The organism is Hydrophilobacter chitinilyticus (assembly GCF_049860745.1).
GTDB lineage: Bacteria > Pseudomonadota > Gammaproteobacteria > Burkholderiales > Burkholderiaceae_C > Rhodoferax_B.
This window is the reverse complement of sequence record NZ_CP187561.1, coordinates 4,288,585-4,310,279: the sequence shown is the minus strand read 5'-3', so window position 1 is coordinate 4,310,279 and position 21,695 is coordinate 4,288,585. Positions and strand designations below refer to the sequence as shown.

22 protein-coding genes are annotated in these 21,695 nt (G+C 62.0%); 19 read left to right on the top strand and 3 right to left on the bottom strand.

What is annotated here, in order from left to right; translation table 11 throughout:
- Positions 1-89: 89 nt before the first annotated feature.
- From hisS to ACPWMG_RS19080, 14 genes are all read left to right on the top strand, one after another.
- Positions 90-1,379: a histidine--tRNA ligase gene (hisS, locus tag ACPWMG_RS19145; protein ID WP_483301071.1), complete on the top strand. Its 1,290-nt coding sequence runs from the start codon at positions 90-92 to the stop codon at positions 1,377-1,379.
- 12 nt (positions 1,380-1,391) lie between these two features.
- Entirely contained in the window at positions 1,392-2,066 is a 675-nt protein-coding gene (locus ACPWMG_RS19140; protein ID WP_483301070.1) for a YfgM family protein, read from the top strand.
- Positions 2,066-3,199, top strand: a complete 1,134-nt coding sequence (bamB, locus tag ACPWMG_RS19135; protein ID WP_483301069.1) for an outer membrane protein assembly factor BamB — start codon at positions 2,066-2,068, stop codon at positions 3,197-3,199. Before ACPWMG_RS19140 ends, bamB begins: the two co-directional genes overlap by 1 nt.
- Positions 3,200-3,217: 18 nt before the next feature.
- Entirely contained in the window at positions 3,218-4,558 is a 1,341-nt protein-coding gene (gene der, locus ACPWMG_RS19130) for a ribosome biogenesis GTPase Der (RefSeq protein ID WP_483301068.1), read from the top strand.
- Between the two features lie 146 nt (positions 4,559-4,704).
- Positions 4,705-4,956: an RNA chaperone Hfq gene (hfq, locus tag ACPWMG_RS19125; protein WP_422829445.1), complete on the top strand. Its 252-nt coding sequence runs from the start codon at positions 4,705-4,707 to the stop codon at positions 4,954-4,956.
- A gap of 79 nt (positions 4,957-5,035) precedes the next feature.
- On the top strand, positions 5,036-6,214 hold the full coding sequence (gene hflX, locus ACPWMG_RS19120; protein ID WP_483301067.1) for a GTPase HflX: 1,179 nt from the start codon (positions 5,036-5,038) through the stop codon (positions 6,212-6,214).
- Positions 6,215-6,237: 23 nt separating this feature from the next.
- Positions 6,238-7,635, top strand: a complete 1,398-nt coding sequence (gene hflK / locus ACPWMG_RS19115) for an FtsH protease activity modulator HflK (RefSeq protein WP_483301066.1) — start codon at positions 6,238-6,240, stop codon at positions 7,633-7,635.
- A gap of 9 nt (positions 7,636-7,644) precedes the next feature.
- Positions 7,645-8,544: a protease modulator HflC gene (hflC, locus tag ACPWMG_RS19110; protein WP_483301065.1), complete on the top strand. Its 900-nt coding sequence runs from the start codon at positions 7,645-7,647 to the stop codon at positions 8,542-8,544.
- A gap of 30 nt (positions 8,545-8,574) precedes the next feature.
- Complete coding sequence (locus ACPWMG_RS19105; protein ID WP_483301064.1) at positions 8,575-8,760, top strand: DUF2065 family protein; 186 nt, start codon at positions 8,575-8,577, stop codon at positions 8,758-8,760.
- Between the two features lie 145 nt (positions 8,761-8,905).
- Positions 8,906-10,063, top strand: a complete 1,158-nt coding sequence (locus ACPWMG_RS19100) for an ATP phosphoribosyltransferase regulatory subunit (RefSeq protein ID WP_483301063.1) — start codon at positions 8,906-8,908, stop codon at positions 10,061-10,063.
- Positions 10,064-10,074: 11 nt separating this feature from the next.
- Complete coding sequence (locus ACPWMG_RS19095) at positions 10,075-11,418, top strand: adenylosuccinate synthase (RefSeq protein WP_483301062.1); 1,344 nt, start codon at positions 10,075-10,077, stop codon at positions 11,416-11,418.
- A gap of 127 nt (positions 11,419-11,545) precedes the next feature.
- Entirely contained in the window at positions 11,546-12,070 is a 525-nt protein-coding gene (locus tag ACPWMG_RS19090; RefSeq protein ID WP_422829452.1) for a phosphoribosyltransferase, read from the top strand.
- 126 nt (positions 12,071-12,196) lie between these two features.
- Positions 12,197-13,429, top strand: a complete 1,233-nt coding sequence (locus ACPWMG_RS19085; protein WP_483301061.1) for a PLP-dependent transferase — start codon at positions 12,197-12,199, stop codon at positions 13,427-13,429.
- Positions 13,430-13,663: 234 nt separating this feature from the next.
- Positions 13,664-13,837 carry a hypothetical protein gene (locus ACPWMG_RS19080; RefSeq protein ID WP_422829454.1) on the top strand — a complete coding sequence of 58 codons (174 nt, stop codon included), beginning with the start codon at positions 13,664-13,666 and terminating at the stop codon, positions 13,835-13,837.
- Between the two features lie 73 nt (positions 13,838-13,910).
- On the opposite strand, the gene ACPWMG_RS19075 is transcribed toward ACPWMG_RS19080, so the two are convergent.
- Positions 13,911-14,576 carry an arylesterase gene (locus ACPWMG_RS19075; protein WP_483301060.1) on the bottom strand — a complete coding sequence of 222 codons (666 nt, stop codon included), beginning with the start codon at positions 14,574-14,576 and terminating at the stop codon, positions 13,911-13,913.
- A gap of 15 nt (positions 14,577-14,591) precedes the next feature.
- On the opposite strand from ACPWMG_RS19075, the gene ACPWMG_RS19070 reads away from it, so the two are divergent.
- Positions 14,592-15,278 carry an ABC transporter ATP-binding protein gene (locus ACPWMG_RS19070; protein ID WP_483301059.1) on the top strand — a complete coding sequence of 229 codons (687 nt, stop codon included), beginning with the start codon at positions 14,592-14,594 and terminating at the stop codon, positions 15,276-15,278.
- Here the strand turns inward: ACPWMG_RS19070 and ACPWMG_RS19065 are convergent.
- Positions 15,275-16,240, bottom strand: coding sequence for a LysR substrate-binding domain-containing protein (locus ACPWMG_RS19065; protein ID WP_483301058.1), 966 nt, complete (start codon positions 16,238-16,240; stop codon positions 15,275-15,277). The genes ACPWMG_RS19070 and ACPWMG_RS19065 overlap by 4 nt on opposite strands.
- Before the next feature lie 143 nt (positions 16,241-16,383).
- On the opposite strand from ACPWMG_RS19065, the gene ACPWMG_RS19060 reads away from it, so the two are divergent.
- The 3 genes from ACPWMG_RS19060 to rlmB are packed head-to-tail and all read left to right on the top strand — an operon-like array spanning position 16,384 to position 19,405.
- Positions 16,384-17,607 carry a M20 aminoacylase family protein gene (locus ACPWMG_RS19060; RefSeq protein WP_483301057.1) on the top strand — a complete coding sequence of 408 codons (1,224 nt, stop codon included), beginning with the start codon at positions 16,384-16,386 and terminating at the stop codon, positions 17,605-17,607.
- A gap of 13 nt (positions 17,608-17,620) precedes the next feature.
- Positions 17,621-18,619 carry a Bug family tripartite tricarboxylate transporter substrate binding protein gene (locus ACPWMG_RS19055; RefSeq protein WP_483301056.1) on the top strand — a complete coding sequence of 333 codons (999 nt, stop codon included), beginning with the start codon at positions 17,621-17,623 and terminating at the stop codon, positions 18,617-18,619.
- A 48-nt stretch (positions 18,620-18,667) separates the two neighbouring features.
- Positions 18,668-19,405 (top strand): 23S rRNA (guanosine(2251)-2'-O)-methyltransferase RlmB, encoded by a 738-nt coding sequence (rlmB, locus tag ACPWMG_RS19050; protein WP_483301055.1) that lies wholly within the window; start codon positions 18,668-18,670, stop codon positions 19,403-19,405.
- A gap of 2 nt (positions 19,406-19,407) precedes the next feature.
- Here the strand turns inward: rlmB and ACPWMG_RS19045 are convergent, their stop codons facing one another.
- Positions 19,408-20,301, bottom strand: a complete 894-nt coding sequence (locus tag ACPWMG_RS19045) for a LysR family transcriptional regulator (protein ID WP_483301054.1) — start codon at positions 20,299-20,301, stop codon at positions 19,408-19,410.
- Between the two features lie 106 nt (positions 20,302-20,407).
- On the opposite strand from ACPWMG_RS19045, the gene ACPWMG_RS19040 reads away from it, so the two are divergent.
- The gene (locus ACPWMG_RS19040) at positions 20,408-21,694 is read left to right on the top strand and encodes an MFS transporter (RefSeq protein ID WP_483301053.1); all 1,287 of its coding nucleotides are present in this window, start codon (positions 20,408-20,410) and stop codon (positions 21,692-21,694) included.
- Position 21,695: the final 1 nt, after the last annotated feature.

Genomic DNA, 21,695 nt, shown 5'->3' with positions numbered 1-21,695 from the left:
TGGTGGGTAGTGGTTCTGTTTAATTGAATAAAAATGGTTGCAGCGCGCTCTGGTAGTGCGTGAGCAGCTGCGATTTGGATAGCGAATAAATGGCTGAAAAAATCAGTGCCGTCAAAGGCATGAACGACATCCTTCCGGCCGAGTCGGCCCGTTGGGAGTGGCTCGAAGGGCTGGTGCGCGAATGCATGGCGCGCTTTGCCTACCGCAACATCCGTACGCCCATCGTCGAGCACACAGCGCTGTTTGTGCGCGGCATCGGCGAAGTGACCGACATTGTCGAAAAGGAAATGTATTCCTTCGAAGACAAGCTCAATGGCGAGCGCCTGACCTTGCGCCCGGAAAACACCGCCAGCGTGGTGCGTGCCGTTACCGAGCATTCGTTGCTGTACGACGGTGGTAAACGCCTCTGGTACATCGGCCAGATGTTCCGTCACGAGCGCCCGCAACGCGGCCGTTACCGCCAGTTCCACCAGATCGGTGCCGAAGCCCTGGGCTTTGCGGGCCCCGAAGTCGATGCCGAGCTGATCTTGCTGGCCTCTTCACTGTGGAAAGCCATTGGCCTGACCGATGTGCGCCTGGAGCTCAACAGCCTGGGCCAACCGGCCGAGCGCGCCGCGCACCGTGTCGAGTTGATCAAGCACTTTGAGCAACACGCCGACAAGCTGGACGAAGACGGCAAGCGCCGCCTGCACAGCAACCCACTGCGTATCCTGGACACCAAAAACCCGGCCATGAAAGAGGTGGTGGAGTCGGCGCCCAAGCTGATGGATTTCTTGGGTGAAGCTTCGCTGGCGCACTTCAACACGCTGCGCGGCATTTTGGATGCCAATGGCATCACTTACACGATCAACCCCCGCCTGGTGCGTGGGCTGGACTACTACAACCTCACGGTGTTCGAGTTTGTGACCGATCGCTTGGGCTCGCAAGGCACGGTGTGTGCGGGCGGCCGTTACGACGACCTGATCGTGCAAATCGGCGGCAAGGCCGCCCCGGCCGTGGGTTGGGCCATGGGTGTGGAGCGTGTGCTCGAGCTGCTGAAAGAGCAGGGCGCTGAACTGCCTGCACCCGTACCCGATGTTTATGCCGTGGTACCCGACATGGCCGCCATGCCCATCGCGCTGCGTACTCTGCAGCAACTGCGCGAAGCAGGCGTACGCGCGCAAATGCATGCTTCCACGGCCGATGGCTTGGGTAGCTTCAAGTCGCAATTCAAAAAGGCAGACGCCAGCGGTGCGGCTTTTGCGCTTATTTTTGGTGCCGACGAGTTGGCGCGCAACGAGGTGACCGTGAAGTCGCTGCGCGACGGAACGGGCGCCCAACGTACCGAATCACTGGCCAGTATTGGCAACTGGTTCCACACCCTACAATCGGCCGCTTGACTTTGGACACCCATGGCAACTCACCTCGACCTTGAAGAACAAGAGCAGCTTGACCAACTCAAGCACTTCTGGAAGCAATACGGCAACCTCATCACCTGGATCTTGATCGTGGCGATGGCGGGCTATGCCAGCTGGAATTTCTACAACTACTGGCAACGCAAGCAATCTGCCCAAGCCGCCGCGCTGTATGACGAAGTGGCCCGTGCCGCTGGTGCTGGCGACACGGCCAAGCTTGAGCGCGCCTTCGGCGACATGAAAGACAAGTTCAGTGGCACCGCATTTGCCGACCAAGCCGGCTTGGTGACCGGCAAGGTGATGTTTGAAAAGGGCAATGCCGATGCCGCCAAAGCGGCCCTCACATGGGTGAGCGAAAAGGCATCCGACGACGGCTACAAAGCTATCGCGCGTTTGCGTTTGGCTGCTGTACTGATCCAAGCCAAAGCCTACGACGATGCCGCCAAGGTCTTGGCTGAGACCGTTCCCACCCAGTATGTTGCATTGGTGAACGACCGCAAGGGCGATTTGCTGGCTGCCCAAGGCAAGACTGACGAAGCCATTGCGGCCTACAAGAAATCTTATGAAGGCCTGCAAGACACCGATGACTACCGTCGTCTGGTCGAGGTCAAGTTGAATGCCTTGGGCGTTGACCCACGCGTTCCCACCGTGACGGTAGAGGTCAAGAAGTGATGCGAAAGTTGCATTTGAAGCAAGCTGCACGTGCGCTGGCAGCTATTGGTTTGGTGGCGTTCCTGGCTGCTTGCGCCAGTAGCAACAAGCCCAAGCCCGCAGACTTGCCCGCGAACGTCGCCGTGATGGGCGTGCGTCAAGCCTGGACCACCAAAGTCGGTGAAGTGAGCTTCCCTCTGCAAGTCAACGTGCAGGGCTCGACCGTCACCTTGGCTAGCACCGACGGCACACTCACCGCCTTGGACGGCACCACAGGTGCGCAACTCTGGCGCGCTTCGGTTGGCGCCAAGTTGGCGGCCGGCGTCGGTAGCGACGGCAAAACCACCGCTGTCGTCACGCAAAGCAATGAACTTGTGGCCTATGAGTCGGGGCGTGAACTCTGGCGCAAGAAGACCGATGCATTGGCCTACACTGCGCCACTGGTCGCCGGTGGCCGTGTGTTTTTGCTGGCTGCAGACCGTTCTGTCAGCGCCTATGACGGCACGACGGGTCAACGCCTGTGGGTACAGCAGCGCACCGGTGATCCGCTGGTCTTGCAACAAGCTGGCGTTTTGCTGGCCGTGGGCGATACGCTGGTGGCAGGCCAGTCGGGCCGTTTGGTGGGGATGAACCCATCCAACGGTAGCAGCCGCTGGGAGGCCCTGGTGGCCATCTCGCGCGGCACCAACGACGTGGAGCGTTTGGTTGACCTGGTCGGCCCCGTGAGCCGTCAAGATAACGTCGTGTGTGTGCGTGCATTCCAGTCGTCTTTGGGCTGCGTGAACGCTGCCAACGGCCAAGTCCAGTGGAGCAAGCCCTCGGTGGGCGCTACCGGTGTGTCTGGCAACGACTCGCGCGTCTTCAGCGTCGAGAACGACGGCCAAGTGGTCGCGTTCAAACGCAGCAATGGCGAGCGTGATTGGTCGATCGACCGCCTGCGTTACCGTGGCCTGAGCGCTCCGTTGGCCATTGGCCGTACCGTGGTGGTGGGTGACAACACTGGCTTGGTGCACTTCATGTCACGTGAAGATGGCTCCGCGCTGAACCGCATTTCTACCGATGGCTCTGCCATCGAAACCGCACCCGTCCTGGCCGGCAACACCGTAGTGGTGGTGACGCGCAAGGGCAGCATCTATGGCTTCCAGCCGGAATAACCCGGCGGAACAACTTTCATGAAACCAGTATTGGCCTTGGTCGGTCGCCCCAACGTCGGCAAGTCCACGCTTTTTAACCGCTTGACGAAATCGCGCGACGCCATCGTCGCCGACTTCGCTGGCCTGACGCGCGACCGCCATTACGGCAACGGCCGTCAAGGCAAGCACGAATACATCGTCATCGACACGGGGGGCTTTGAGCCCGACGCCAGCAGCGGCATCTACAAAGAGATGGCCAAGCAGACGCGTCAGGCCGTGGCTGAAGCTGACGTGGTGATTTTTGTGGTCGACGCGCGTGGCGGTGTCTCTGCGCAAGACCATGACATCGGCAACTATTTGCGCCGCCTGGGCAAGCCGACCTTGTTGGTCGCCAACAAAGCCGAGGGTATGACCGAAGGCCACCAGTTGTCCGACTTTTACGAGTTGGGCCTGGGTGAGGTGATGCCGGTCTCGGCGGCACACGGTCAGGGCATGCGCAGCATGCTCGACAAGGCGTTTGATGCCCTGAATCTGGTCGAGCCAGAAGACGAAGAAGAAACCATCGACAGCAATGTCACGCGCCTGGCCGTCGCCGGCCGGCCGAACGTGGGCAAGTCGACGCTGATCAACGTCTGGCTGGGTGAAGAACGCTTGGTGGCGTTTGACATGCCTGGCACGACGCGGGACGCCATCAGCGTACCGTTTGAACGCAACGGCCACAAGTTTGAATTGATCGACACGGCTGGTTTGCGTCGCCGGGGCAAGGTGTTTGAAGCGATCGAGAAGTTCTCGGTGGTCAAAACCCTGCAGGCGATTGAAAACTGCAACGTGGTGCTGCTGCTGATCGACGCCACGCAAGGCGTGACCGATCAGGACGCGCACATTGCGGGCTACATCCTGGAGAGTGGCCGCGCTGTGGTGCTGGCCATCAACAAATGGGATGCGGTGGACAGCTACCAGCGCGAACTGGTGCAGCGATCGATTGAAACCCGTCTGGGCTTCTTGAAGTTTGCGTCGTTGCATTTCATCTCGGCGCATAAGCGCCAAGGTTTGGGCCCGCTGTGGGCGTCGATCCTACAGGCCCACAAGGCGGCGATGTGCAAGATGTCCACGCCGGTGCTCACGCGGCTGTTGCTCGAAGCCGTGCAGTTCCAGACACCCAAGAAGACTGGCATGTACCGCCCCAAGCTGCGTTACGCGCACCAGGGAGGCATGAACCCGCCAGTGATCGTGATCCATGGCAATTCGCTTGAGCACGTCACCGAGGCGTACAAACGCTTCCTGGAAGGGCGCTTCCGCAAAGAATTCAATTTGGTGGGTACGCCGCTGCGCATCGAAATGAAAACCTCGGCCAATCCTTACGCCGATAAAGAAAAGTAAGCGCGCGTTCTGGATGGAGGCGGCAACTGTTGTTGCGATACAGTCTCAATAAATTCAATGTGGACATTGTTGCAGTGCGTCATGTTTCGATAACGCTGTGGTAATGTCTAGGCTTCTCTAATCATTTCTTAAACACGGAGAATATCGTGAGCAACAAAGGGCAGCTTTTACAAGACCCATTTCTCAATACCCTGCGTCGGGAACATGTGCCAGTGTCGATTTACCTCGTCAACGGCATCAAGCTCCAGGGGCAAATTGAGTCTTTTGATCAATACGTTGTGCTGTTGCGCAACACAGTGACGCAGATGGTGTACAAACACGCCATTTCCACCATTGTTCCAGGCCGCGCCGTGAATTTCACTGCGGCTGAAGAAGGCGCAGCAGACGCAGCCAACTGATCCCGTTCGTCCCTCGGCGCAACCCCATGGCCTAGGGCGTTCGATTCCAGTTTTCTCACATTACGAGCGCACCGCTGACTTGAGTTCTATCGATTCGCCGGCTCAGCATCAGACTCTTGCCATTTTGGTAGGTGTTGATCTGGGCTTGCCCCATTTTGACCAGGAGCTTGAGGAATTAGGCCTCCTGGCCCAGACCGCAGGCATGCAAGTGGCTGCACGCATCACTTGCAAACGCCGCGCCCCTGACGCGGCACTTTTTATTGGCAGCGGCAAAGCTGACGAGATCAAACTTCTGGCGCAAATGCATGGCGCCACCGAAGTCTTGTTTGACCAAAGCCTGAGCCCCGCACAGCAACGCAACCTTGAACGGCACATGGAGTTGCCGGTCAACGACCGCACACTCCTCATCTTGACCATCTTCGCCCAGCGTGCACGCAGCCACGAAGGCAAGTTGCAGGTGGAGCTGGCACGTTTGCAATACCTCACTACGCGCCTTGTGCGCCGCTGGTCGCACTTGGAGCGGCAAAGCGGCGGTATTGGTATGCGTGGTGGCCCGGGTGAAAAGCAGATTGAGTTGGATCGCCGCATGCTGGGCGAGTCCATCAAGCGCACCAAAGAGCGACTGCAGAAGGTGGTGCGCCAGCGCAGCACCCAACGGCGCCAGCGCAACCGGCGCGACACCTACACCATCTCGCTCGTGGGCTACACCAACGCCGGCAAGTCCACGCTGTTCAATGCGTTGGTGAAGGCGCGTGCTTATGCGGCCGACCAGTTGTTCGCCACGCTCGACACCACCACGCGCCAGTTGTATCTGGGCGAGGCAGGGCGTTCGGTGTCGTTGTCGGATACGGTGGGTTTTATTCGCGACCTGCCGCACGGCTTGATCGATGCTTTCCGGGCCACGCTGCAAGAGGCGGCCGATGCCGATCTACTGCTGCACGTGGTCGATGCCTCGAACCCCAATTTCCCCGAGCAGATGGCTGAAGTCCAAAATGTGTTGCGTGAAATCGGCGCTGCCGACGTGCCGCAATTGCTGGTCTTCAACAAACTCGACATGATGGACGCTGAGCGTCAGCCGTTGCAGTTGCAAGACACCATGGAAGTGGATGGTCAACAGGTGCCTCGCATTTTTGTCAGTGCGCAAAAAGGGACGGGTCTGTCGGCATTGCGTCTGCAATTGGCTGAGATGGCAAAAGCCGCGCTAAACGAATCCCCTGAAATCATTGAGGCCGATGTCCGTTTGGGCACAATCGAATAATGCTAACCAAGAGACTTGAACGAATGAACCTCCATCTACGGCCCTTCAGCCTGGACGTTCTCGCCGGACGGATTCGAGGCATGTTCAACCTGAACGATCCCCGTTGGGGGCGAGGTGACGACAAGTCCAGCCAAGATGGCGATGGCAATGACGGCGACCGCCGCCCAGAGCCACCACGCAGCCAACCCCCACGCAATACCAACAACGGCAATGGCGGCAACAAGCCGAACCAGGGGCCGCCTGATCTGGAAGAACTGTGGCGTGACTTCAACCGCAAACTCGGCGGCCTCTTCGGCGGCGCGCGTGGCAGTAACAGCGGCAATGGTGGTGGCAGCTCCGGCGGCGGAGGCAACTACCAGCCCGACATGAAAAGCACTGGCGTCGGCTTGGGCCTGATCGGCGGTGTCTTGGTGTTGATCTGGCTGGGTACTGGCTTCTTCATCGTGCAAGAAGGCCAGCAGGCAGTGATCACGCAGTTCGGCAAATACAACTCTACCGTGGGTGCCGGTTTCAACTGGCGCCTGCCGTATCCGATCCAACGCCACGAGCTGGTGTTTGTGACGCAGATTCGTTCGGTCGATGTGGGCCGCGACTCCATCATCAAGGCCACGGGTCTGCGCGATTCGGCCATGTTGACCGAAGACGAAAATATCGTCGAAATCCGCTTTGCCGTGCAGTACCGCCTGAACGACGCACGTGCCTACTTGTTCGAGAGCAAAGACCCAACCGGTGCGGTGGTGCAAGCCGCTGAAACGGCTGTGCGTGAAGTGGTCGGCAAGATGCGCATGGACTCGGCACTGGCCGAAGAACGTGATCAGATCGCGCCACGCGTGCGTACGCTGATGCAAACCATCCTTGATCGCTACAAGGTGGGCGTGGAAGTGGTGGGCATCAACATGCAGCAAAGCGGTGTGCGCCCGCCCGAACAAGTGCAGGCCGCATTTGACGATGTGCTCAAGGCCGGCCAGGAACGTGAGCGCGCGAAGAACGAAGCCGAGGCTTACGCCAACGACGTGGTTCCGCGTGCTGTCGGTTCTGCCGCACGCCTGAAGGAAGAAGCCGCTGCGTACAAGGCGCGTATCGTGGCCCAGGCCGAGGGTGATAGCCAACGCTTCCGCTCGGTATTGGCTGAATACCAAAAGGCGCCACAGGTTACGCGCGACCGTATGTATTTGGACGCGATGCAGCAGGTCTACAGCAATGTCACCAAGGTGTTGGTGGATTCGCGCCAAGGCTCGAACCTGCTGTACCTGCCGCTAGACAAGATCATGCAGCAGTCGGCCCAGCAGGGCGCGGCAGCGGCGGTGGACGGCAGCGCGAGCAGCCAGCCCACAGTAGTGCCATCCAGTGCCTTGCCAGCCGTCACCAACGATGCGCGTCTGCGCGAAAACGCCCGTTCACGTGAACGTGATGTGCGCTAGGAGAACTCTGTGAATCGAATTGGTTTTATTGCATCTTCGCTGCTGGTGCTGTTGGCACTGCTGAGTTCTACCTTGTTTGTGGTCGACCAGCGCCAGTTTGGTGTGGTCTACGCGCTGGGGCAAATCAAGGAAGTCATCACCGAGCCCGGTTTGAACTTCAAGTTGCCGCCGCCATTCCAGAACGTCACTTACCTCGACAAGCGCCTGCTGACGCTGGACAGCACCGATGCTGAACCCATGCTCACCGCTGAAAAGCAGCGCGTGGTGATCGACTGGTATGTGCGCTGGCGCGTCACCGAGCCATCGGAATACATCCGTAACGTGGGTCTGGACGAACAAGCCGGTGCCAATCAGTTGAACCGTGTGGTGCGCAACGCGTTCCAGGAAGAGATTAACCGCCGTACCGTGCGTGATCTGTTGTCCACCAAGCGCGAAGCGCTGATGGCTGACGTGAAGCGCGAAGTGCTGGAAGCCGTGCGTGGTGGTGCCAAGCCTTGGGGCGTGGATGTGGTCGACGTGCGGATCACCCGCGTGGACTATGTGGAGTCGATCACCGAATCCGTCTACCGCCGGATGGAAGCCGAGCGTAAACGTGTGGCCAACGAACTGCGCTCCACCGGGGCCGCTGAGGGCGAAAAGATTCGCGCAGACGCCGACCGTCAACGCGAAGTGACCATCGCCAATGCCTACCGCGACGCGCAAAAGATCAAGGGTGAGGGCGATGCTGAAGCCTCGCGCCAGTATGCCGATGCCTTTGGCCGCGACGCGCAGTTTGCACAGTTCTACCGCAGTCTCGACGCCTACAAAGCCACCTTCAACAAGAAGAGTGACGTGGTGGTGGTCGATTCGTCGTCCGAGTTCTTCAAGAACTTGCGCGGCAATGCGGCAGGCGCTGCGGCTGGCAAGTAAACCGCCCTTAGCTCAGACCTTCGCCTGACCTTGTTGGAAACGCTGCTGTCGGCGCTGGGCTTGCTCCTGGTGCTGGAAGGGCTGCTACCGCTGGTGGCCCCGCAGCGCTGGCGCAACATGTTTGAGCAGTTGCTGCAGTTGCACAACGGGCAGATTCGCTTCTTCGGTTGTGCCAGTGTGTTGATGGGTTTGCTGGTACTTTGGCTCTCGTCCTGAGCCTTTAAAATCTCCTCGAAATTGGGCCCTGCTGGGCCCAATTTCATGTCGCCACCGGCATGGCTAGAAAGCGTTCAAAGTCCCCAAAACAGCGGGGCTCGCCAAGCTCGGTACAATCTCGTTTTTAACAGTCTCCCGAAATTCCATGTCCGCTTGGGTCCTGCCGGATCACATTGCCGATGTACTGCCGTCCGAGGCCCGTCACATCGAAGAACTGCGTCGCGAGCTGCTCGACACCGCACGTGGTTATGGCTATGAACTTGTCATGCCACCGCTGCTGGAGCACCTCGAATCCCTGTTGACCGGGACCGGCGAGGCGCTGGATTTGCAAACCTTCAAGCTGGTAGACCAGCTCTCAGGCCGCATGCTCGGCCTGCGTGCCGACTCCACGCCCCAGGTTGCCCGTATCGACGCCCACTTGCTCAACCGCCAGGGAGTGGCACGCCTGTGCTACTGCGGCCCGGTGCTGCATGCGCGCCCAGACCGTCCCCACGCCACGCGTGAGCCCCTGCAGTTCGGCGCCGAAATCTACGGTCACGCCGGGCTGGAGGCCGACCAAGAAATCCTGCAGCTCGCACTCGACTGCCTGCGCGCCGCCAACGTGCAAGGCATGCGCGTCGACATGGGCGATGCCCGCATCGTGCGCGGCCTGTTGGACGGCTTGACGCTGTCCGCTCCTGTGCTGGCGCAGTTGAACGCCGCGCTCGCTGCCAAAGACGCCAGCACGCTGGCCGAAATTTCAGTTGATTTTCCCACACCCGTGCGCCAAGGCCTGCAAGCGTTGGTGCGTCTGTATGGCGACGCCAGCGTGCTGGAAGAAGCCCGCAAGGTGCTGCCCGACCATCCACAAATCCGCGCCGCTTTGGCCGACCTGCAACGCCTGGGCGAACAGCTCACGGGCGTGACGGTGGGCTACGACCTGGCCGACCAACGTGGCTACGCCTATTACAGCGGCGCGCGTTTCGCGGTCTATGCTGAAGGCGCTGGCGACGCGTTGCTGCGCGGTGGCCGCTATGACGAAGTGGGCGCCGTGTTTGGGCGCAATCGCCCGGCAGTGGGCTTCAGCCTCGACATCAAGCAACTTGTGGCAGCCGTAGGCCCGCGTGCTTTGCGCGCCGCCATTCGTGCACCCTGGGGCGATGCCGCCGACCTGCGTGCGGCCATTGCCGGGCTGCGCCGCAGTGGCGAAACCGTGGTCTGCGTATTGCCAGGCCACGAAAGTGAAATCGATGAATTCCATTGCGACCGCGTGCTCCAGCAAGCGGATGGCCAGTGGACCGTGCAAGCTATTCAAGCTATTTGAGAACTCTAGACATGAACACTTCCAACAAACTGGTTCCAGGCCGCAACGTGGTCGTCGTGGGCACCCAATGGGGCGATGAAGGCAAGGGCAAGCTGGTCGACTGGCTGACCGAGTCCGCGCAAGGCGTGGTGCGCTTCCAAGGCGGCCACAACGCCGGCCACACGCTCGTGATCAACGGCGTGAAGACGGCATTGCACTTGATCCCGAGCGGCATCATGCGCCCCGGCGTGAAGTGCTACATCGGCAACGGTGTGGTGTTGTCGGCGGCCAAGCTGTTTGAAGAAATTGAAGGGCTGGAAAAAGCCGGTGTGGAAGTGCGTTCGCGCCTGCGCATCAGCGAAGCCTGCCCGTTGATCTTGCCTTTCCACGCTGCCGTGGACATTGCCCGCGAACAAGCGCGCGAAAAGTGCGGTACCGAAAAGATCGGCACCACCGGCCGTGGCATTGGCCCGGCTTACGAAGACAAGATCGCCCGCCGCGCCCTGCGGGTGCAAGACTTGAAGTACCCCGAGCGTTTTGCCACCAAGCTGCGCGAACTGCTGGACCTGCACAACTTCGTGCTGACGCAGTTCCTGCACGCTTCGCCGATCGACTTCGACACCGTCTACGCTGAAGCCATGCGCCACGCCGAGTTGCTCAAGCCGATGATGGCCGACGTCTCGCGTGAACTGAACGAAGCCCACAAGGCCGGCGCCAACCTGCTGTTCGAAGGCGCGCAAGGCACGCTGCTCGACGTGGACCACGGCACCTACCCGTACGTCACCTCCAGCAACTGCGTGGCCGGCAATGCCGCCGCCGGTTCTGGCGTGGGCCCAAGCCTGCTGCACTATGTGCTGGGCATCACTAAGGCCTACTGCACCCGCGTGGGCGGCGGCCCGTTCCCCACCGAACTCGAATGGGAAAAGCCAGGCACCCCTGGCTACCATATGAGCACCGTGGGGGCCGAAAAGGGCGTGACCACCGGCCGTAGCCGCCGTTGCGGTTGGTTTGATGCGGCTTTGCTCAAGCGCAGCGCACAAGTCAACGGTTTGACCGGCCTGTGCATCACCAAGCTCGACGTGCTCGACGGCCTGGACGAACTCAAGCTGTGCACCGGCTACAAGCTCGACGGCGAACTGATCGACATCCTGCCCATGGGCGCGGACGACATCGCCCGTTGCGAACCGGTGTATGAAACCATCGCCGGCTGGACCGACTCCACCGTGGGTGTGACCGACTACGCCAAACTGCCGCAAAATGCGCGTCGCTACCTGGAACGCATCGAAGAAGTGACCGGCGTGCCGATCGCCATGGTGTCGACCAGCCCAGATCGCGACCACACCATCATGATGCAGCACCCGTACCACGCTGCTTAAAACGATTTAAAGAAAACATGCTTCTGACGCCCGCCAATATTACGGAGACAGCTCTCAATTTGAGAGTGATCTCCGCTGGCGCGTTTAGCAGCTTTTAACCCATCCCCGCGAAAGATAAGGCCCAGCCATGCTGACCGAAGACGGCAAACACCTGTATGTGAGCTACGACGAGTACCACAACCTCATTGAAAAACTGGCACTCAAGGTGCACCAATCGGGTTGGGAGTTCGACAACATCCTGTGCTTGGCACGTGGTGGCTTGCGTCCTGGCGACATCCTCTCGCGCATTTTCGACAAGCCTCTGGCCATCATGTCGACCAGCTCCTACCGTGCCGAAGCCGGCATGCGCCAGGGTTCGCTCGACATCGCCCGCTTCATCACCACGCCCAAGGGCGAGATCGCCGGCAAGGTGCTGCTGGTAGACGATTTGGCCGACACGGGCGTGACGCTCAACGCCGTGATCAACCAGCTCAAGACCAACTACCCGCCCATCAGCGAACTGCGCAGCGCGGTGATCTGGACCAAGGGTGTGTCGACCTTCACGCCCGACTACTCGGTCGAGTTTTTGCCCACCAACCCGTGGATCCACCAGCCGTTTGAAGGCTACGACGCATTGCGTCCCGCGCAACTGCTGGAAAAGTGGAAGCTTTGATCGGTTGACCCCAACCGACCCGGCGCCGTCCCATCGCGCCGGGCCCACAAAGGTGGAGGAGGGTGTTGCGGTCGGTTTCTAACCGCACATGCAGTGCCTGTTTGACGTCATTCAACGTGTTAGACCATGGCCAGCATTTCGACCGAACTCATCCACCACCCCTACACCCCGCCGGAAGCCTTTGCCGCTCCGCAGCCGGGTGTGTTCAAAGCCTCGACGGTGATCTTTCCCAACGTGGCCGCCATGCGCGAACGCGAGTGGAAAGACAAATCGGGCTACACCTACGGCCTGCACGGCACCCCCACCAGCTTCATCCTCGAAGAACGCCTGTGCGCACTGGAAGGCGGCACGCAATGCCTGTTGGCGCCCAGCGGCTTGGCGGCCATCGCCATCGTCTCGCTCGGATTGCTTCACACCGGCGACGAGCTGCTGATCCCCGACAACGCGTACGGCCCGAACAAGACTTTGTCTGAAGGCGAGTTGCGCCACTGGGGCATCCGCACGCTGTACTACAACCCCATGGATCCGGCCGACCTGGCGGCCAAGATCAGCGATAAAACGCGCCTGGTCTGGCTCGAAGCGGCGGGCTCCGTTACGCTTGAATTTCCCGACCTGCCCGCGCTGGTGCGCGTGTGCAAGTCGCGCGGGGTGACCAACGCACTCGACAACACCTGGGGCGCCGGCCTGGCGTTCCAGCCCTTCGACCTGCTGCCCGGCAGCGGCGAAACCTTGGGCGTCGACATTTCCGTGCACGCCCTCACCAAATACCCCAGCGGCGGTGGCGACGTGCTGATGGGCAGCATCATCACGCGCGACGCCGGCCTGCACATGCGTCTGAAGCTGGCGCACATGCGCCTGGGCATTGGCGTGGGTGTGAACGACGTGGAATTTGTGCTGCGGTCGCTGCCCAGCATCGCGCTGCGCTACCAAGCCCACGACGCGACGGCGCGAGCGCTGTCGCAATGGGCGCTGCAGCAACCCGAGTTTGTGCAGGTGCTGCATCCAGCGCTGCCCAACTCGCCCGGACACGCCCACTGGAAAACGCTGTGCGCCCGAGGTGTGGACGACGTTGCGGCGGCCGGTCCTGGCAACGCCGCTGGCCTGTTCAGCGTGCTGATCGACCCGCGCTACACCTCGGCTCAGGTCGATGCGTTCTGCGACGCGCTCAAGCTTTTCAAGATCGGCTACAGCTGGGGCGGCCCCATGAGCTTGGTGGTGCCCTACGAATTGGCCGAGATGCGCACCACCTGGCCGGCCTGGCTGGCCCAGGGCACGCTGGTGCGGTTTTCGGCTGGCCTGGAGTCGGCGGCCGATCTGCAGGCCGACCTGCAGCAAGCGCTGCAAAAGCTGCGTTCCTGACGCTTTTACCCTGGGGCGCCGACCGGCGCCCATCAGCAGGTTCTAAGACTTTTTGCCGGACACGCTCGGGCCCCTGTTGGCAGCCGTGGCGCGATGCGCTACTCTGGCGACGTGTCCGGTCTCTAGTCGTCAATTCTTCGCCGAGCGAAGGCCGCGAGGTGGTCACAAAGCCCGATGGTCGGGTGGTGGCCTCCAGCGGCTGGCGAATCCATTTTTTTATGAAAGAGAAACACCTTGGCTACACCCAACTACGGATACGAGAAACGCCAGAAAGAGCTTGCCAAGAAGAAGAAGAAAGAGGAGAAGCTGAAGGCCAAGGCCGAGCGTAAGACCAACCCTGACGGCTCGCCTGCCGATCACACAGACGAACAGGAGCCCGGCCAGGACCAGCCGCCTGCGCAGCCTTGACGTTGCTGAGACCGCGCTTTGAGCGCGGTCACTCCGGCCTTACTTTCGAGGCTCGGCTTTCTCGGGCTGCGCGCTACGCCAACATCTTGCGTAGCGTAGGCCAGACGTTGTTCAGCATCGTGGGGTGCGCGGCTTCGGTGGGGTGGATGCGGTCGGCCTGGAACAGGCTGGCAGCGTCTGGCCCGTCGGCCACGCCCTTCAGCAAAAACGGCACCAGCGCAGCTTTTTGCGCCTTGGCCACTTTCTCGAACGCGGCGCTGAACTGGCGCCCATAGTCGGCCCCGTAATTCGGCGGGATCTGCATGCCGACCAACAACACCTTGGCGCCGGCTTTTTGCGCCGCAGCCGTCATTTCCTTCAAGTTGTCTTCGGTCATCTGCAGCGGCAGGCCGCGCAGGGCGTCGTTGCCGCCGAGCTCGATCACCACATGCGTAGGCTTTACCGTCGCTAACAAATTAGGCAGGCGCGCACGGCCGCCCGAGGTGGTGTCGCCGCTGATGCTGGCGTTGTGCACCACGGCGTTGATTTTCTCGGCCGTGATGCGCTGTTCCAGTAAAGCGACCCAGCCGCTGCCGCGCTTCAAGCCGTATTCGGCGCTCAGGCTGTCGCCCACCACCAGAATCGTTTTTTGCCCCGCAGGCGCAGGTTTGGTGGTGGCGGCTGCTGCGTTGGTTTGCGCGTGGGATACCCCCAGAAACAGGCCGGAGCTAGCCGCCGCGATAAAGTGTCTTCGTTTCAAAACCAAAGCCTTTCAATGTCTACATCACCCAGCCAAGCCATCATCGAGGTGCAACACGTTTCCAAATCGGTGACGGACTCAACCGGGACTTTGGACATTTTGCGCGATGTTCATTTTTCGCTTGCTGCGCGCGAAACCGCAGCCATTGTGGGGGCTTCGGGTTCGGGCAAAAGCACGCTACTCTCCATCATCGCCGGGTTGGATACCCCTACACAAGGCACGGTGCATGTGGCAGGTCTTGACCTCTTCGGCATGAATGAAGACCAGCGCGCTGCGGTGCGGGCGCAGAAGATGGGTTTTGTGTTCCAGAGCTTCCAGCTCATGGCCAACCTCACGGCGATAGAAAACGTCATGCTGCCGCTGGAGCTGGCCGGCCGCAAAGACTCGCGCAAGGCCGCCACTGAAATGCTGCAACGCGTAGGCCTTGGCGCACGCCTGAGCCATTACCCCAAGGTGCTCTCCGGCGGTGAACAGCAACGTGTGGCCCTGGCCCGTGCCTTCGTGGTGCAGCCCGCCGTGCTGCTGGCCGACGAACCTACCGGCAGCCTCGACTTCGCCACCGGCGAGACCGTGATGCAGCTGATGTTCGACCTGAACCGCGAACTTGGCACCACGCTGGTGTTGGTGACGCACGACCGCAGCATTGCCGAGCGTTGCGCACGCCGCATCACCATAGAAGCCGGGCGCCTGGCTACTGTCTAAACCAGCACATCCAGCGAGCGAAACACCCGCTGCAACACCGGGTTAGTGGAGCTTTTGCCCACCTGCACCTGCTCGGTAAAGTGCGCCATGAAACGCTGTGCCGCCCACGACAAGCTGTCGTGCCGTCGGCGCAAAACGCCCACGGTGTGCGGCGTAAAAGTTTCGCGCAGTGGCAGTGGCACCAAATGGCCACTCGCCCCATCACACTCAATCAACGGCCAAGGGCAGAACGTGAGCATGTCGCTCTGGCGCACCAGGTTCAGCATCAGCGAAGCTGAATGCGCCAGGTGGATGCGCTGGTGCGGCACCGGCAACTGGTGCTGGCCAAACAGGTGGTGCAGCAGGGCGTGTTCTTCGGTAGGCGTGTAGTTCAGCAGCCAGTCGCAGTCGAGCAACTGGCTTAGCGATTGTTCGCGTGCACGCGGGTGGCCTTTGCGCCCGGTTACCACAGCCTCGTAGCTGAACATCGGCGTGACCTGCAAGTCGCTCAGCACCGCCGTGGTGGGCACGCGGGCGATCAGCAGGTCGAGCGCGCCATCGCGTAGCTTGGGGTGGGCCACGGCCGAGAGGCCTTCAAAGATTTCAAGCTGCACCTGCGGCATTTCTTGGCGAAACGACAGCAACACCTGTGGCAGCAGGCTTTGCGCCACCCACGGCGTGACGCCGATCGACAGGCGCGACACGCTGCTGGCATCGCGCAGACGCGCCATGTCGGCCTCGGCCTTGCCCATTTGCTCGGTGATGATCTGCGCGTGCTGCAGCAGCGCCTTACCAGCTTCGGTCAACACGATGCCGCTGCTGCGGCGGATGAACAGCGGCAACTGGTTTTCGGCCTCCAGCTCGCGCACGCCTTGCGTGACTGCTGCCTGCGTGACGTTGAGCGCGCGCGCCGCCGCGCGGATGCTGCCGTGGTGTGCGGCGGCCACAAGGTAACGGATCTGGTGGAGCTTCATTTGAGACATGCGGCAAGCGGATGCAGGTTCTATGCCGTGATTTGCTTGCCGGGGGTGAAAGGTAATGCCTTTCATGCTAACCAGCGTTGGTCTTATGGCGGAGAGGGGAAGTTCCTAGACTGCGGCAACACCTTTCTCCGCACAAAAACCGAATGAACGACCGCCTGCACCCCACCGCTCTTGACCCCGTGCTCCCGGGCATCCGCGCCATCGAGCCCGAAATGGTGGCCCTGCGCCACCAGATCCACGCCCACCCCGAGTTGGCCTTTGAAGAATTCGCCACCAGCGACCTGGTGGCCGCGCAATTGCAAAGCTGGGGCTACAGCGTGCACCGTGGGCTGGGCGGCACCGGCGTGGTGGGCACGCTGCGCCTAGGCTCGGGCACACGCACCTTAGGCCTGCGTGCCGACATGGACGCCTTGCCCATCCAGGAAACGACCGGCTTGCCCTATGCCAGCCAACAGCCCGGCAAGATGCACGCTTGCGGCCACGACGGCCACACCGCCATCTTGCTGGCGGCTGCGCGCCATCTGGCGCAAGAACGCGCATTCGACGGCACGCTGCACCTTATCTTCCAGCCGGCAGAAGAAGGCTTGGGCGGCGGCCGCAAGATGATCGAAGACGGCCTGTTCGACAAATTTCCGTGCGACGCCATCTTTGCGCTGCACAACATGCCGGGCTTCCCCATGGGGCAGTTCGGCTTCAAGGGCGGCTCGTTCATGGCGTCGTCCGATACGGTGATCATCACCGTGAGAGGGCGCGGCGGCCATGGTTCGGCGCCGCACCTCGCGGCCGACCCGGTGGTGGCCGCAGCGCACATCATCCTGGCGCTGCAGACCGTGGTGTCGCGCAACGTTGACCCGCGCGACATGGCGGTGGTGTCGGTGGGCGCCATCCATGCGGGCGATGCACCCAATGTGATTCCCGGCAGCGTGGAACTACGCCTCTCGGTGCGCGCTTACCGGCCCGAAGTGCGCGCCATGCTGCGCGAGCGCATCACCGAACTTGCCCAGGCTCAGGCTGCCACCATGGGCGCAGTGGCCGAGGTGGAATACCGCTGGCGCTACCCCGCGCTGGTGAACGACGAGGCCTGCACCGACTTTGCGCGCCAGGTGGCGCTCGACTGGCTGGGCGAGGGCGGCCTCATTCCCGATCTGCAGCCGCTCACCGGCAGCGAAGACTTCTCTTTCATGCTGGAGCGCTGCCCTGGCAGCTATCTGATCATCGGCAACGGTGTGGGCGATACCCACGGCACAGGCGGCTGCATGGTGCACAACCCGGGCTACGACTTCAACGACGACTGCCTGCCGCTGGCGGCCACCTATTGGGTGAAGCTGACCGAACGTTTCCTCGCGCCTTCTTCTACTCTTGCCTGAACGGAATCCCTCCATGCCCCACACCTTCATGCCTACTGACTTGCGCCGTCGCGCCATTACCGCCCTGGTGGCGGCCTCGGCCTGTGGCATTGCGCCTGCCGTTTGGGCGCAGAGCGACTTTCCCAGCAAACCCATCAAGATCATCATCGGATACCCCGCGGGCGGCTCGGTCGACCAGGCCGGCCGTGTGGTCGGTGATGCGCTGGCCCAGCGCCTCAAGGCCACGGTGGTGATCGACAACCAGGGCGGTGCCGCTGGCACCATCGCCGCGCAGCGCGTGGTGAGCAGCCCGGCCGACGGCTATACCCTGCTAATCGGCTCCAGCAACGAACTGGCCGCCACGCGTCTGGTCAACCCTGCGCAGCGTTACGACGCCACCAAGGACATGACGCCCATCGGCCTCATCGCCACCGCGCCGGTGCTGCTGGTGGCGGGCCCCAAGGCCGGCGTCAAGACGCTGGCCGAGTTGATCGACGCGGCCAAGCGCCAACCCGGGAAGTTCAGCTACGGCAGCTCGGGCGTAGGTTCCACGCTGCACTTTGCGGGCGAGTTGGTCAAGCAGCGTGCGGGCATCTTCATCACACACATTCCGTATCGCGGCGTGGCACCGCTCACGGCCGACTTGGCCGGCGGCACGCTCGATCTGGCCATGGTTTCGCCGACGGCAGCCTTGCCCTTCATCCAGAGCGGGCGCATCACGCCGCTGGCAGCCACGGGGGCGCAGCGCCTCGCCGCCTTGCCGAATGTGCCGGCCATGGGCGAGCACCCGCTGCTCAAGGGTTATGAACTGGTGGGCTGGTTCGCCATGATGGCGCCGCGCCAACTGCCGCCCGAAGTGGCCCAGCGCCTGAGCATGGCCCTGCAAGACATGCTCAAAGACCCCGGCGTGCGCAAGAAGCTCGAAGACGCTGGCATGGACGTGGCCACCGGCCGCGAAGACCTGGGCAAGCTCATCCAAAGTGAGAGCGCCAAGTACGCCAAGCTGGTCGCTTTTGCCAACATGAAGGAATGAGTCCCATCGGGGAAAGCCTGGAACGGCGCTTGCACCGATAATCGAGGCATGTCTTCCCCCAAAGTTCTGTTCGGCTTCCATGCCGTGGGCGTGCGTTTGAAAACCAAGCCCAAATCTGTCATCGAAATCTACTACGAGCCCACCCGGCGCGACGCGCGTATGCGCCAGTTTCTGGAGAAGGCCACCGAAGCCGGTGTGCGCCTGATCGAGGGCGACAGCGACCGCATTGCCAAGCTCTGTGGCAGCCACGGCCACCAGGGCGTGGCGGCGCGTGTGGAACCCTTGCCGCAGCAGAACTCGCTTGACGACCTGCTCGACAGCATCAGCGGCCCGCCGTTGCTACTGGTGCTCGACGGTGTGACCGATCCGCACAACCTCGGCGCCTGCCTGCGCGTGGCCGATGGTGCTGGCGCACATGCCGTCATTGCCCCGAAGGACCACGCCGCCGGTATCAACGCCACCGTGGCCAAGGTGGCCAGTGGTGCGGCCGAGACGGTGCCGTACTTCATGGTGACCAACCTGGCGCGCACACTGGGTGAATTGAAGGAGCGCAACATTTGGTGCATTGGCACCAGCGACGACACGCCCAAGACCATCTACCAAGTGGACTTGAAAGTGCCCGTGGCCTTGGTGCTGGGCGCCGAAGGCGACGGCATGCGCCAGCTCACGCGCAAGACCTGCGACGAGTTGGTGGGTATCCCCATGCAGGGCGCGGTGTCGAGCCTGAACGTGTCGGTGGCCAGCGGCGTGTGCCTGTACGAGGCGTTGCGCCAGCGCATCGGTTAAGCCTATCCGGCGTTGGCAGGCCCCGTCAGCGCCACAAAGTTTTTCACAAAGGGCGAAGCCTCGCGCACCCGGTGTGCCAGTGCCAGGCTCACCAACGCTGCAGGGTTGACCAGGGCCTTGTAGACCACACCCTTGAAGGCCAGGTGCTGCATCGATGCCGGCACCAGCGCCACCCCCAACTCCGCCGCCACCAGTGCCAGGATCGACACGATCTGCGGCGCTGTGGGCCCCAGCGCCGGCTCAAAACCGGCCGCGCGGCAGTTGGCCACCGCCGCGTCGAACAGGCTGGGCCCGAGCGCACGTGGTGTGAGGATGAACGGCTCACCGCGCAAGGTCTTCAAGTCGATCTTGCGGCCCTTGGGCACGGCGGGGTGGTTGACGGGCAGGGCGACGATGAGCTGCTCGTCCGGGTAGCGGTGGAACACCAGGTCGTCGCTCTCCAGCCCGTCGGGGCGCAGAATGGCGATGTCGAGCAGGCCGTCGCGCAGTCGCCCCATCAGCGTTGACGAATTGCCTTCGTCCACCTTCAGTTCCACGCCGGGGTAGCTGCGACGATAGGCGCGCATGGCTTCGGTCACCACCGGGTTGAGCGCCGACGAGCCGGTAAAGCCCAGCGTGAGCCGGCCGGTCTCGCCACGTGCGGCACGTTGCGCGGCGCGCACCGCATCGAAGGCGCGCGCGGGCATCCCGCCCACCACGTCCAAAAAGGCCTGGCCGGCATCGGTCAACACCGCGCCTTGTGGCACGCGCTGGAACAGCGGCACGCCCACCTCGGCTTCCAAGTCCTTGATCTGCAAACTCAGCGGCGGCTGGCCAATGCCCAGCCGTGCGGCGGCGCGCGTGAAGTTGCCTTCCTCGGCCACGGCCAGGAAGTAGCGGATGTGTCTAAGCTCCATGGTATTTTTATTTTAAATGGAGATATCAAAGGACATATATTGGACATATGCGGCGCGGAAGCCTAAATTCGTCACCCAGCAAGCCAGTCACTTCCTCGGGCCTTCCATGTCTTCTCTTTCCGCTCGGCCAGATGTTCTGCCGACCGCTCCGCTCGCCAATCCCTCGCAGCGCCAAGTTGCCGATGCCGCACCTTCGGCGGCACCGCGCTGGATTTCGCGTGGCACTGGCGAGTACCTGCGCGCCGAGATCGCGTTGTTCCTCGCCGGTTTTGCCAGCTTCTCGTTGATCTACTGCGTGCAGCCCTTGCTGCCGGCGTTTGCGCAGTCGTTTGGTATCAGCCCGGTGCAAAGCTCGCTGGCCTTGTCGTTGACCACGGGGCTGCTAGCCGTGTCCATCGTGCTGGCCGGTGCGTTCTCGCAGGCGCTGGGGCGGCGTGGTTTGATGTTCACGTCCATGGGGCTGGCCGCTGCGCTCAATATCGTGGCGGCATTGGTGCCGCACTGGCATTCGCTGCTGGTGGCGCGTGCGCTCGAAGGTTTGGTGCTCGGCGGTGTGCCCGCCGTGGCCATGGCCTATCTGGCTGAGGAAATCGATCCGCGCCACCTGGCCCACACCATGGGCCTGTACGTGGCCGGTACTGCCTTCGGCGGCATGATGGGCCGTGTGGGCATGGGCTTGTTGACCGAATGGCTGTCGTGGCAAGCGGCCATGGGCTTTCTGGGCGTGTTGTGTCTGGCCTCGGCCATCGGCTTTTTCTTTCTGCTGCCGCGGTCGCGCAACTTCGTCGTCAAGCCCGGTTTGCAGTGGCGCTACCACCTGGGCGCCTGGGGCGGCCATCTGCGCCACCGGGGCCTGCTGCGGCTGTTTGCCATCGGCTTCATGCTCACCGGCATCTTCGTCACGCTGATGAACTACGCCACCTTCCGTCTTTCGGGCGAGCCGTATGGACTGAGCCAAACGCAGATCAGCATGATCTTTCTGGTGTATGGCTTTGGCATCGTATCGTCGTCGGTGGCGGGGCGCCTGGCCGACCGCTTGGGCCGGCGCGAGTTGTTGTGCGCGGGCTTTGTGCTGATGCTGGCGGGTAGCGTGCTTACGTTGTCGTCGTCACTGTTGAGCGTGTTCGTCGGCATTGCCTTGGTGACCACGGGCTTCTTCATCGGCCATTCGGTCACCAGTTCATCCATTGGCCCTCTGGCCGGCAACGCCAAGGGGCATGCGTCTTCGCTGTACCTGCTGTTCTACTACATGGGGTCGAGTTTGGTGGGCTCGGCCGGAGGCTGGTTCTGGCAGCACGGCGGCTGGGGCGCTATCGTGGCGCTCACCGTGGTGTTGGCTTTGCTGGGCGTGGGGCTGAGCTTGGCGGTGCTGAAGCCCCGACCTAGCGTTTAGG

Coding starts and splice junctions, on each gene's coding strand:
- bamB (WP_483301069.1), top strand. CDS start 2,066: ATGCGAAAGTTGCATTTGAAGCAAGCTGCACGTGCGCTGGCAGCTATT.
- ACPWMG_RS19065 (WP_483301058.1), bottom strand. CDS start 16,240: ATGTCTCAAATGAAGCTCCACCAGATCCGTTACCTTGTGGCCGCCGCA.
- der (WP_483301068.1), top strand. CDS start 3,218: ATGAAACCAGTATTGGCCTTGGTCGGTCGCCCCAACGTCGGCAAGTCC.
- hflK (WP_483301066.1), top strand. CDS start 6,238: ATGAACCTCCATCTACGGCCCTTCAGCCTGGACGTTCTCGCCGGACGG.
- ACPWMG_RS19055 (WP_483301056.1), top strand. CDS start 17,621: ATGCCCCACACCTTCATGCCTACTGACTTGCGCCGTCGCGCCATTACC.
- ACPWMG_RS19085 (WP_483301061.1), top strand. CDS start 12,197: ATGGCCAGCATTTCGACCGAACTCATCCACCACCCCTACACCCCGCCG.
- ACPWMG_RS19140 (WP_483301070.1), top strand. CDS start 1,392: ATGGCAACTCACCTCGACCTTGAAGAACAAGAGCAGCTTGACCAACTC.
- ACPWMG_RS19070 (WP_483301059.1), top strand. CDS start 14,592: ATGTCTACATCACCCAGCCAAGCCATCATCGAGGTGCAACACGTTTCC.
- ACPWMG_RS19095 (WP_483301062.1), top strand. CDS start 10,075: ATGAACACTTCCAACAAACTGGTTCCAGGCCGCAACGTGGTCGTCGTG.
- ACPWMG_RS19100 (WP_483301063.1), top strand. CDS start 8,906: ATGTCCGCTTGGGTCCTGCCGGATCACATTGCCGATGTACTGCCGTCC.
- ACPWMG_RS19090 (WP_422829452.1), top strand. CDS start 11,546: ATGCTGACCGAAGACGGCAAACACCTGTATGTGAGCTACGACGAGTAC.
- ACPWMG_RS19045 (WP_483301054.1), bottom strand. CDS start 20,301: ATGGAGCTTAGACACATCCGCTACTTCCTGGCCGTGGCCGAGGAAGGC.
- ACPWMG_RS19040 (WP_483301053.1), top strand. CDS start 20,408: ATGTCTTCTCTTTCCGCTCGGCCAGATGTTCTGCCGACCGCTCCGCTC.
- ACPWMG_RS19060 (WP_483301057.1), top strand. CDS start 16,384: ATGAACGACCGCCTGCACCCCACCGCTCTTGACCCCGTGCTCCCGGGC.
- hisS (WP_483301071.1), top strand. CDS start 90: ATGGCTGAAAAAATCAGTGCCGTCAAAGGCATGAACGACATCCTTCCG.
- rlmB (WP_483301055.1), top strand. CDS start 18,668: ATGTCTTCCCCCAAAGTTCTGTTCGGCTTCCATGCCGTGGGCGTGCGT.